Genomic DNA, 10,775 nt, shown 5'->3' with positions numbered 1-10,775 from the left:
CGTTATCAACTAATTCCTAAACCTGTCTAACCCAACCTACAAAAACCTACAAAAAACTGCCGTAACCCAACATTCTCAGCACGGATAATTAGAGCAGATTAAATTAGCAATACAATTTTTATCATCTTCCCAAATATCGATGTTGGGTTACGACACGATCAAATAATTTCCTCGTTATCAACTAATTCCTAAACCTGTCTAACCCAACCTACAAAAACCTACAAAAACTTACAAAAAACAAAAAAGGGCTGCTCATCACAACCCTTTCTAAAAAACATTTTGATTAAATTGAAGCGATTAAAATAGTCGAAAAGTAAACGGATAGCGGAATGGTTGATCCGAATTCCCCATCAAACAGTGCAACAATGCTGCAATTGTCAATCCCCAATGTACTAAAAATCCTAAAGCAACTACAGGGAAAAATATAATTCCACCAATACCAAAAGTTAGGAAAGATAAAATCGCAATTGGTACTCCAATTACAGTTGCCCAAAACCAAACATTAAGGTGAAAATTTATCGATTCTTTGGCATTCCCTTTGACAACTGGGTCATCGGAAGTAAAATAAATGGCAATTGGAACGCCAATAGAAAATATTGTTGTACTAAAGAAAATCGCCCCATGACACAAACTTGATAGCAATTTACGCTTATCAGAATTAATTGTAACTTCTTGCATCTGTGTGGGTTCCTTAACTTGTTTTCTTAATTAAATTGTAACGATTATATTGTCAGATTAGTATTGAAGTTTACCGTAAATGGGCAATCTAACCCGATTTCCTTGATTTAACTAGGCTTCTAACAATTATTTAACAAAGATTTATGAGGTTTACCGAACCGTATTAAGTTAAAATCATCCAATTCTTGTGGGATGGACATCCTTGCCCGTCGTAAATATGTGCAAAATGATCCAATTCTTGTGGGATGGGCATCGCAAGCTTTGTGCCAATTAGTTTAATAATGTTGCATACTAATATTGGCTTAGTGATTTTAGGCATATATATTGATAAGAAATCAACACGGATTATAAATTAAATATCGGGTAACTCGAAATGAACGCATCTCCGAATACAGACACAGCCTTGAATAACCTGATTAGAATTGCCAATCAATTTAAAACACCAGGCAAAATTATCAAAGTTGAAGAATTTGGGCATGGTAACATCAACGGTACTTTTCTTGTTAGCTTGGATTCTATAGAATCAAAGCATTTTATTTTACAAAGCATCAATCAAAGCGTGTTTCACAAACCTGAATTGGTAATGCGAAATATGAGTATTTTTACCAATCACGCGCGTCAACGTTTACAAGATTCTCCCCTTACCTTAAATCGCCGTTGGGAAGTACCACTCGTATTATTAACTCAAGATAATCAAGACCATTTTATTGATTCTGAAAATTCATTTTGGCGAGCAATTAGTTTTATTGATAATGCTCAAACCTTCGACACTATTATAGATAATAAACACGCGAGTGAAGTTGGTTACGCTTTAGGAATGTTTCATAATCTAATCGGCGATTTACCAGTTGAGAAATTAGCCGATACTCTACCGGGATTTCACGTTACACCGATTTATCTAGAACAATACGAAAATGTACAGATGCAAGATAATGCGTCTTCTAAATCTCCCGAAGTTAAATACTGTTTGAAATTTATAGATAAACGTAAAACTTGGGCATACGTGTTAGAAAATGCTCAAATGCAAGAACGTTTGCGTTTGCGTCCCATCCACGGCGATCCAAAAATAAATAACGTCATGATTGATACTAGTAGTGGTGAAGCTATCAGTATTATTGATTTGGATACCGTTAAACCTGGATTAGTACATTACGATATTGGCGATTGTTTGCGCTCTGGGTGCAATCCTTTGGGTGAAGAAACCGATGATTGGGAAGAGGTAGCTTTCAATACTGAGATATGTGAATCGCTTTTAAGTGGTTATCTTTCAATAGCAAAAGAATTTCTCACCGAAAGCGACTATATATATATCTATGATGCGATTCGTTTGATTGCCTTTGAATTAGGATTGCGATTTTTTACCGATTACTTGGCGGGTAATGTTTACTTTAAAGTTAAATATCCCGAACACAATTTAGCTAGAGCTTTAGTACAATTCAAGCTTACCGAAAGTATTGAAATGCAAGAAACTGCGATTCGGAAAATTATCTCAACTTTTAGTAAATAGCGATTAAATAATAAATAGAATGGATAAACACAAATTTTCCTTACAACCATTCCAACCAACAAAATTTGATGCAAAAATTACCAGTGAAATTACGCGAGATAATCATATTATAAATTTTCGCCACGAACTTAAAAGCGATTTAAAAAAGTTAGATGTTCCCCAAATAACAGACAAAGAAGCTCGTAAAGATGAACTTTGGCAGACAACTTGTTTCGAGCTTTTTATCGGCATAGAAAATTCTCCTCGCTACTGGGAATTTAATATTTCACCGAGTGGAGATTGGAATGTCTATCGCTTTGATGATTATCGACAAGGAATGCAGGAAGAAAGAAAAGTGGAATCGCTGAATATTTACATAGATAGAGGATTCTATGATTTATTAGTAAGAGTTGATAAGTTTGATTTGCGAGATTTAACTTCTGAAAACTGTAATTTTAACGTTTCTATGACTGCTGTAGTTAAAGAAAAAACTGGTAATATTAGTTATTGGGCTTTAAAGCATTGTGGGGAAGAAGCAGATTTTCATTTGAGGGATAGTTTTGTATTTGCGATGTAAAAATCAACTACCAAACATTCGATCGATATCATCCCCTACCGAAGCACCATGACGGGAATTTACCCGCAAGGATGTTTGATTTGGAGACAAATTGTAAGTTAAAGGTTGAGTTTGAAATAATTTTTCTTTGCCTTCTTCTATTAAACTTTCGGCAGGATATTCCATTACAGCTTTTAATGCAGCAATTCTTTCTTTAATCGTGGGATGATTTCGATCAAATGTAACTCCCGCAGTGCGATTAAGTACCGACATCGCACGCAAACATCCTTGTTTATCAAAACCAGCTTTAACAGAAGCCAAATAAGCAACCTTATCAGCTTCAAATTCATCTTCTCTACTTTGCTTTTCGAGATTTTCTTCTAATTCTGCCGTCTTTTTCTCTACAATTTCATTAATACGTCTTTGCTGTTTCCTAAATCTTCTGTCATTTCGATTATCTAAAACACCATTAACAACAGTACCAATAGTTCCTCCAATCACCCGTCTGACAACAAAATCACCCACTGCTGAGACTGCGGATGTTTTTCTGCTTCTATTTAAAACTTTTTCTGCTGCTTCTTCTCGAAATTGGGCAATTAATTCAGCTTTTTCGACATTAGTAATAACTTGATGCCGTTGCTTATGATGCGCCATTTCATGACTAATCATACAGGCTAAAGCCGAAGCGTCACCACCTAATTGTTCAAACGCACCATTATAAATAGGTATCAGATTGGCATTTTTCGCAAACGCTTGAGTATCATATTTAGCAACTCTAACAACTTGCCAAGGGCGGGTATCGTATTCATTCGCACGCGCCAATCTATCGACAATCCGGTAAAGCGCGTAAAAGTCTGGGGGCAGTTGTGTTTTAGCGTTTTGGTAAATAGAGTTAGCTTCAGAAGTTGCTTTTGCCTTGGTAGTAAAGGTAGTTGAGAATAGTAAGCATAAGCAAGTTAGAATAGCTGGTAACTTAGTTTTTAATATACTCATTTATACTGTGTAGGTTTTTAATAGACGCTATCTTTGTAGCTTCATTCTATTGAAACAATCGCAGTATTTGTGTGCGTATAATTACTTGAAATAGAACTTTTAATTTTTTTTTGCGAGAGGATTTTAGCTGTGAGTAGTATTAACCTACGATAAAATTCTTCGTAAACTCAACAGATTATTCCAATGCCCAAATTGCCCCCAAAAGACTACATTCAAACCGTTCCCTTTCCCACCGAAATTAATTTACAACCGATCGGAGTAGTGCGATCGCCATACAAGGAAAGACATGGAACCCCCAGACAGTCGCAACTTCAGTCTGCACCGTCATCTTATCAACCGGCTCCAGCGCAAATTGAACTTTTTGACAGCATACCCCCAGAAGCACTCAAAGATATGGAAGGCTTCGAGCGGATTTGGGTAATTGCATGGTTGCACTTAAATAAACATTGGAATCCTACCGTAATTATCCCACGCGGGCCGCGCATTCGTCGAGGAACTTTAGCAACTCGCGCCCCCCATCGCCCCAATCCCATCGGGCTTAGCGCACCTAAATTAATCAAAATAGAAGGTTTAGTTTTGCACGTAGAAGGAATTGATTTATTAGACAACACACCAGTATTAGATATTAAACCTTATGTAAATTATTGCGATGCTTTCCCCGATGCAAAATGCGGTTATGTTGACGAAATAGAAAATGCTTCCGAGCATGAAACAGATGTATTTGGAAAAACAAATTCCAAGTAGATTTTGGATTTTATATTTTAGTTTGTTTTGGATTTTAAATATCTTACAATTACTCAATATATGAGCAAAAAACTCTGCGTACCTTTGCGCTTACCTTTGCTTTCCTCTGCGTTTAAAAACTCTTACTCAGAATCAATCCAACAAACATTTAAAGGTAGAAGCAATGGAATACGATTTTCAACAGCTAGCTCAACTTTATAAAAACACTCTTCTCAATGATGTGCTGCCATTTTGGGAAAATCATTCGGTAGATTGGGAAAAAGGCGGTTATTTTACCTGCTTGGATAGAAATGGTAAAGTATACGATACCGATAAGTTTATTTGGTTGCAAAATCGCCAGGTGTGGCTGTTTTCCATGCTTTACAACCAGTTGGAGAAGCGGGAAGATTGGTTAAAAATCGCTGCAAACGGTGCTAATTTCCTTGCAGAAAACGGGAGAGACGATGAAGGTAACTGGTATTTTTCCCTTACTCGCGAAGGTAAACCATTAATCCAACCTTATAATATATTTTCCGATTGTTTTGCGGCAATGGCTTTTAGTCAATATGCTCTCGCTTCCGGTGAAGAATCTGCCAAAGAAATTGCATTGCAAGCTTATAATAACGTTTTACGTCGTCAAGAAAATCCCAAAGGTAAATATAATAAAGCCTATCCCGGTACTCGTGCGATGAAGTCTTTAGCTGTACCGATGATTTTAGCTAACTTATCGTTAGAAATGGCTTGGTTATTAGAAGATGATACGCTACAACAAGTTTTAGATACAACCGTAGAAGAAGTAATGGGCGATTTCCTCGATAAAGAGCGGGGGTTAATCTTTGAAAACGTTGCTCCCGATGCTTCCCATATTGATTGTTTTGAAGGCAGATTAATAAACCCCGGACACGGTATAGAAGCAATGTGGTTTATGATGGATATTGCCCAACGTCGTGATGATAAAGAATTAATCAATCAAGCTGTTGATGTTACCTTAAATATTCTTAATTTTGCCTGGGATAAAAAGCACGGTGGTTTGTATTATTTTATGGATATTGATGGATACCCACCGCAGCAACTCGAATGGGATCAAAAATTGTGGTGGGTGCATTTGGAATCCTTGGTAGCCGCTTCGATGGGTTATCGTTTGACGGGAAGGAAGGAATGTTGGCAGTGGTATCAGAAGATGCACGATTATACTTGGGCGCATTTTTCCGATGCTGAGTATGGGGAATGGTTTGGTTATTTAAACCGTCGTGGGGAAGTGTTGTTGAATTTGAAAGGTGGTAAATGGAAGGGTTGTTTTCATGTACCAAGAGCTATGTATATGTGTTGGTTGCAGTTTGATATTTTGGGTAATGGGTAGTTGGTAGTTGGTAATTGGTAATTGGTAGTAGGTAATTGGGGTAAATAACCGCAGAGGGCGCAGAGGAAGAAGGGGGAGGAGGAAGTAGTTAGATAAATTATTGCTATTCAAGTTTAAAATAATTAATAAGTCTTTACTTTGTTCTACCAGTGTCGGCAAAAGATATTTTTCATGAATCAGTAAAAAATGCTCTTCAAAAAGAGGAGTGGTTAATCACAGATGATCCACTAAAGTTTAAATTTGGAGAAGTAAACTTTAGCAGGACTTACGCAACCGCAACCCAAAAGTATTCCCAACTCTGAGATCCCCCCAACCCCCCGATGAATTGGGGGGCTTTGCGTAAGTCCTATTTAGAATAGATTTAGGAGCAGAAAAAGTTATTGCAGCAGAGAAAGCAGGAGAAAAAATTGCTGTTGAAATCAAAAGCTTTCTTAATCCTTCCGCAATTACTGATTTTTACAATAGACATCGCAGGAATTGAAAATACCCCTCTCCAAACCTCTCCCCCACTGGGAGAGAGGCTTAAAAAACCCCACTTTCCGCTTTTGGAAAGGGGGGTAGGGGGGCTCGCGGTTTGCGTATAAAATTAAACTATCTAAATGTTTTCCGGAGATGTCTAATGCTTTAGGGCAATTTCTTAGTTATCCGTCTTGCATTACAAAATAATCAACCGGAAAGAGTTTTAGATTTAGCAGTACCATTAGATGTATATAAAACTTTTTTTCAATTAGAATTTTCACAAACAGCAATACAAGAATATCAGCTTTTATTAATTGTATATGACCCTGTAAAGGAGGTAATTGTACGGTGGATAAAGTAACAAAATACCGCGATTGTGTGAAAAAATTACTAATTAGTTATACGAATGATGATGTATCAGATAATGAAGTAGAAGTCCAACTTATTTTAAACACAGAAAGAGATCATTATCAGTGGATGAATGTAGGTTGGCAAGAATTAAATCGTATTTATCGATGCGTGATGCATTTCGATATTAAAGATGGAAAAATCTGGCTTCGTGCCGAATTTAACGGATTTAAACCCCGCTGAAGAATTAGTTGAAATGGGAATACCTAGAGAGGATATTGTGCTGGGGTTGCAAGCTCCTTATAAACGACAATATACCGATTATGGGGTTGCTTGAGAAAAATCAATGTTCCGTTTGGCTGATGGATGGCGATCGCTACTAAACTAAATAAATATATTCATATGTATTTCAAGTCTTCTCAAATCGTTGTTACCAAGAATAATTATGTCATCCCCAGCAATTACAACTGTACTGAAGATGATAGAATCTTTACCAGAAAATGCACAAAATCAAGTTGTAGAACATCTCCGAGAATATATTCAGAATTTAGAAGAGGAACTTAAGTGGGAGCAGTCATTAGACATCTCCACAAAAGAAAAAGAACTGCATCCAAACCTCTCCCCCACTGGGGGAGAGGCTTAAAAACCCCCATTCCCATGTCCTCCGGACACGCTACGCTAACGTAGGGAAGGGGGGTAGGGGGGCTCGCGGTATGCATATCATTTGAAACCATAAAAATGTTTTCCGGAGATGTCTATTTAAGAAAACACAACCGAATTTGATTGCAGCCTCTTTACGTGCTAAACAGGAAATTGCCTTTATATTTATCACAGTCAATGGATTATGACGAGTTATGAAATCAGCAATAGAAAAACTGCTGTAACGCACTTTACTAAACCACCCCATAACCCGCATACTCTCTCACATATTCCGGCTGCAACCCTAATACAATATCTTCCTTTGCTACACCCATTCTTACCAACTCCTCGGCAAGCACATCATCTGTTTGATTGCGTTGAATCCAGATTTTACCGTCTTTAATATCAAAATGCATCACGCAATTATAAATTCGACGATGCTTATCCCATCCCAAATCTACTACTTGGTAATGGTCGTTTTTTGTATCAAATATAGTTTGTACCTCAATTTCACCATTTACCGGCGGACATTTGCTATATTCTGTTAATATTCCTTGAATACACTGGCGATAAAATTCTAATTTATCCATTTGACTATCACCTCTTCTACTGGGTCGTATACAATTAATTTTAATTGATATTGATTAATTACTGCTTTGGGTAAATCTCGTTGAAAAAATGATTAATAAGCATAAATAGGTACTGCTAAATATAAGATACGTTCTTTCTCTTTTTCTTTTAAAACTAAACGGTAATTTAAAAATTGCCCTAATGCTATTTGCGCGATCGCCCAATCACAGCTAAATATAATCCCCGCATCTTGAAGCCGCATTTTCGATACAACCATAAATAAAGAGAGACGTAGCACTGCTACGTCTCTACAACAATTTTGGGTTATTTACGAATAATTTGATTTCTATTCCCCGTTCCCTTCTTCTGTAATTTGTAATCTCATATTGGGATTAAAGTCATATATCCTAAATTTTCCCAGATTTTGAAGTGATGAACAAACTGAAGATTACGATTGAGATTATAGTTGCAGCAGCACCGATGAAACAAACTCCTGCAATTCCCCCGATACCAAATATGATTCCTGCAAAAACTGGGCCGATGGCTCTTCCGACTGCTTGAATTGTCACGTTGAGAGACATGAAACCAGAACGATATTCTTGAGGAGCAAGTTTAGCGATCGATGATTGCAGTGAAGGAAACGCTAGAGCTTCAACTATTCCGATTAAGACACAGGGAATTACCAGCATCGGAATTGAATTAACTGTGGGAATGATGCATAAAGCAACTGCGAAGATAACGAAAGATATTTTAATTAAGTTGATTTCAGAAACTTTGTCAGCAAATAAGGTAACGAAGAAGGAGAAGATTGTCAGTGATAAAGCATTTGTGGTTAATACCATTCCAATTACCGCGCTCGTTGCCCCTAAATCATCCCCTGCAAAAACTGGAGTGAAGGTATAGAATGCTCCAAACTCTATCATGAACAAGGTAATTACCGCAGAAAACAACAGTAAAACATTTCGATTTTGAATACTTTTAAGTATATTTTTTACATAGCTACCGAGGTTAAATTTTTCAGTTGGCTTTTTAATTTTAGGCAATTTGAGTTTTAAGCTTACTAACAATGCAACGGGAACAGCTAATAATGATAGTGCGAAGGGATATCTCCAACTCAAACTAGCTAAAACACCTCCCAAAATTGGATAAATAGTTGAGCCAACACCAATTGCACCAGCATTGAAAGCCATTGCTTGAGTTAATTTTTTTCCATTATATAAGCTACCAATTATTGAAAGTACCAAAGCCTCTAAAGAAGCACCACCAAGCCCTTGTAAAATTCTCCACTCGATCAGAGCGCGAAAGTTGCCACTCATAGCACATAAAACACCACCTAGAGCAAATACAAGCAAAGAAGGAATCAAAATTTTCTTAAAGCCAAAGCGATCGGCTAAAATTCCGAATATTGGTGTTCCAATTGCAACTGGCATCAGATAAGCTGCCATAATTAATCCCGATTGTTGGGGAGAAATATTTAATCCTTTAGCTATAGTTGTCAGAATTGGACTTATGCTAAACAAAGGCATAATTGCTATCATCGTCATACTCACAACAATGAGCAGATTTTTATCTTGAAAAATACTATCTTTTGCTTTTCCTGAATGAGAATTAATTGGTGTTAATGATGTAGTCATTGCTCTTATTCCTTAGTAAAATTAATTTGTTTCTTTCGTTATTAATTCATAGGGAATAAGAAAAATATTTATGCTTTTACTCTGGGTTATTACTAAAAATATATTTATTGATAAGCCATTTAATTCTTTATCGTCAAAGGTTTTAGCTATATATTGCGAAATGTAATACGACAAGCAGAGTCTTTTAATAAGCAGTTATTAAATTAAAAAAAAGCTGCGTCAAATAAATCGACGCAGAGCTTAAAAATAATCATTATTTAGTACCTAGTATTCCACCACATTAATTTTAAGGAGTTCGTAGTAGCGCTTCAGCGCATCCGGGTTCCGAATCCGGAGGCGCTAAAGCGCTACTACGAACCTAGAATTGTGCCATAACATCCACTACTCTAGACGTAATAATCTCTTTTCTCTACACTAATGAGATAAAGAAATAAATTGTTATTTATAGAGATAATTTATGGTTGCATCAATTAAACGAGTTGCTTTAGTCGGTGGAACTCACGGTGGGGAACTCACAGGAGTATTTTTAGTTAAGAAATTTCAACAATCTCCGCAACTGATTCAACGCGATCGTATTGAAACAATTAGTTTTATCGCTAATGAGAAAGCAGTTGCTATGGGGACAAGATATATAGATACAGATTTGAATCGAGCTTTTAACCGTCAAGATTTAAAAAATCCCCGATTAATAAATTACGAACAATCATTAGCCAAAAAAATAGCTCGACGAATTGAAGAAGAGAAAATTGATTTAATAATTGATTTGCACAGCACAACAGCAAATATGGGATTAACGGTAATTTTGCACTCGGATCATCCTTATTTACTCTCATTGGCTGCATATTTAACGCAAATTAATTCCAAAGTTAAAATCTTACAACACACTCTTAATCAAGAATCATCTTATTTGATAAGCTCGGCAGAATTGGGAATTACCATCGAAGTGGGAGCAATAGCCAATGGTGTATTAGATGCAAAATTATTTCAAGCAACCGAAGAATTGATTCACGTTATTTTAAATTATCTCGAAGCCGATCGCAAAGGACAACCATTATCAATTCCTTCGGGTTTTACTAAATATTCCGCCATCGGAACAGTTGATTATCCCAGAAATGAGCAAGGGGAAATCCGAGCTATGATTCATCCCCAATTGCAATTTGAAGATTACCAACCCTTACATCCTGGCAATCCAATATTTATTACCTTTGATGGAGAGGAAATTTTTTATCAAGGAGATCAAACCGTATATCCGGTATTTATCAACGAAGCTGCTTATTATGAAAAAGGAACTGCTATGTGTTTAACAGTTAGGAGTTAGGAGTTAGGAGT

12 protein-coding genes and 2 pseudogenes are annotated in these 10,775 nt (G+C 36.6%); 9 read left to right on the top strand and 5 right to left on the bottom strand.

Annotated elements, in window-relative coordinates:
* Positions 1 to 297: 297 nt before the first annotated feature.
* On the bottom strand, positions 298 to 678 hold the full coding sequence (locus tag ACM03V_RS32545; RefSeq protein WP_414624950.1) for a DUF4870 domain-containing protein: 381 nt from the start codon (positions 676 to 678) through the stop codon (positions 298 to 300).
* Between the two features lie 373 nt (positions 679 to 1,051).
* Between ACM03V_RS32545 and ACM03V_RS32540 the strand changes: the two genes are divergently transcribed.
* Together ACM03V_RS32540 and ACM03V_RS32535 are read left to right on the top strand one after the other, a co-directional pair.
* Entirely contained in the window at positions 1,052 to 2,185 is a 1,134-nt protein-coding gene (locus ACM03V_RS32540; RefSeq protein ID WP_414624949.1) for a phosphotransferase enzyme family protein, read from the top strand.
* Between the two features lie 19 nt (positions 2,186 to 2,204).
* Positions 2,205 to 2,741 (top strand): DOMON-like domain-containing protein, encoded by a 537-nt coding sequence (locus ACM03V_RS32535; RefSeq protein ID WP_414624948.1) that lies wholly within the window; start codon positions 2,205 to 2,207, stop codon positions 2,739 to 2,741.
* A 3-nt stretch (positions 2,742 to 2,744) separates the two neighbouring features.
* On the opposite strand, the gene ACM03V_RS32530 is transcribed toward ACM03V_RS32535, so the two are convergent.
* The gene (locus ACM03V_RS32530; protein WP_414624947.1) at positions 2,745 to 3,713 is read right to left on the bottom strand and encodes a M48 family metalloprotease; all 969 of its coding nucleotides are present in this window, start codon (positions 3,711 to 3,713) and stop codon (positions 2,745 to 2,747) included.
* Positions 3,714 to 3,896: 183 nt separating this feature from the next.
* Here ACM03V_RS32530 and tsaA point away from each other — a divergent pair, with 183 nt between their 5' ends.
* From tsaA to ACM03V_RS32500, 6 genes and pseudogenes are all read left to right on the top strand, one after another.
* Positions 3,897 to 4,457, top strand: a complete 561-nt coding sequence (gene tsaA / locus ACM03V_RS32525; RefSeq protein ID WP_414624946.1) for a tRNA (N6-threonylcarbamoyladenosine(37)-N6)-methyltransferase TrmO — start codon at positions 3,897 to 3,899, stop codon at positions 4,455 to 4,457.
* A 163-nt stretch (positions 4,458 to 4,620) separates the two neighbouring features.
* Positions 4,621 to 5,796 carry an AGE family epimerase/isomerase gene (locus ACM03V_RS32520; RefSeq protein ID WP_414624945.1) on the top strand — a complete coding sequence of 392 codons (1,176 nt, stop codon included), beginning with the start codon at positions 4,621 to 4,623 and terminating at the stop codon, positions 5,794 to 5,796.
* Positions 5,797 to 5,945: 149 nt separating this feature from the next.
* Positions 5,946 to 6,256: pseudogene (locus tag ACM03V_RS32515) on the top strand (element excision factor XisH family protein); the annotation flags it as partial.
* 183 nt (positions 6,257 to 6,439) lie between these two features.
* Positions 6,440 to 6,616, top strand: coding sequence for an element excision factor XisH family protein (locus ACM03V_RS32510; protein ID WP_414624951.1), 177 nt, complete (start codon positions 6,440 to 6,442; stop codon positions 6,614 to 6,616).
* Positions 6,604 to 6,940 (top strand): annotated as a pseudogene (locus ACM03V_RS32505) (XisI protein). Before ACM03V_RS32510 ends, ACM03V_RS32505 begins: the two are co-directional and overlap by 13 nt.
* Before the next feature lie 108 nt (positions 6,941 to 7,048).
* On the top strand, positions 7,049 to 7,246 hold the full coding sequence (locus ACM03V_RS32500) for a hypothetical protein (protein WP_414624944.1): 198 nt from the start codon (positions 7,049 to 7,051) through the stop codon (positions 7,244 to 7,246).
* 250 nt (positions 7,247 to 7,496) lie between these two features.
* On the opposite strand, the gene ACM03V_RS32495 is transcribed toward ACM03V_RS32500, so the two are convergent.
* The 3 genes from ACM03V_RS32495 to ACM03V_RS32485 form a co-directional block, all read right to left on the bottom strand.
* Positions 7,497 to 7,832 carry a XisI protein gene (locus ACM03V_RS32495; protein ID WP_414624943.1) on the bottom strand — a complete coding sequence of 112 codons (336 nt, stop codon included), beginning with the start codon at positions 7,830 to 7,832 and terminating at the stop codon, positions 7,497 to 7,499.
* Between the two features lie 92 nt (positions 7,833 to 7,924).
* Positions 7,925 to 8,089 (bottom strand): element excision factor XisH family protein, encoded by a 165-nt coding sequence (locus ACM03V_RS32490; protein WP_414624942.1) that lies wholly within the window; start codon positions 8,087 to 8,089, stop codon positions 7,925 to 7,927.
* A 130-nt stretch (positions 8,090 to 8,219) separates the two neighbouring features.
* Entirely contained in the window at positions 8,220 to 9,446 is a 1,227-nt protein-coding gene (locus ACM03V_RS32485; RefSeq protein WP_414624941.1) for an MFS transporter, read from the bottom strand.
* A 457-nt stretch (positions 9,447 to 9,903) separates the two neighbouring features.
* On the opposite strand from ACM03V_RS32485, the gene ACM03V_RS32480 reads away from it, so the two are divergent.
* On the top strand, positions 9,904 to 10,764 hold the full coding sequence (locus tag ACM03V_RS32480) for an aspartoacylase (RefSeq protein ID WP_414624940.1): 861 nt from the start codon (positions 9,904 to 9,906) through the stop codon (positions 10,762 to 10,764).
* Positions 10,765 to 10,775 lie beyond the last annotated feature (11 nt).

Origin of the sequence: Calothrix sp. CCY 0018, assembly GCF_963920925.1 — a bacterium.
Lineage (GTDB): Bacteria > Cyanobacteriota > Cyanobacteriia > Cyanobacteriales > Nostocaceae > Rivularia.
Note: the sequence above shows the minus strand (reverse complement) of the source record. Positions and strands in the feature narration are given on the sequence as shown.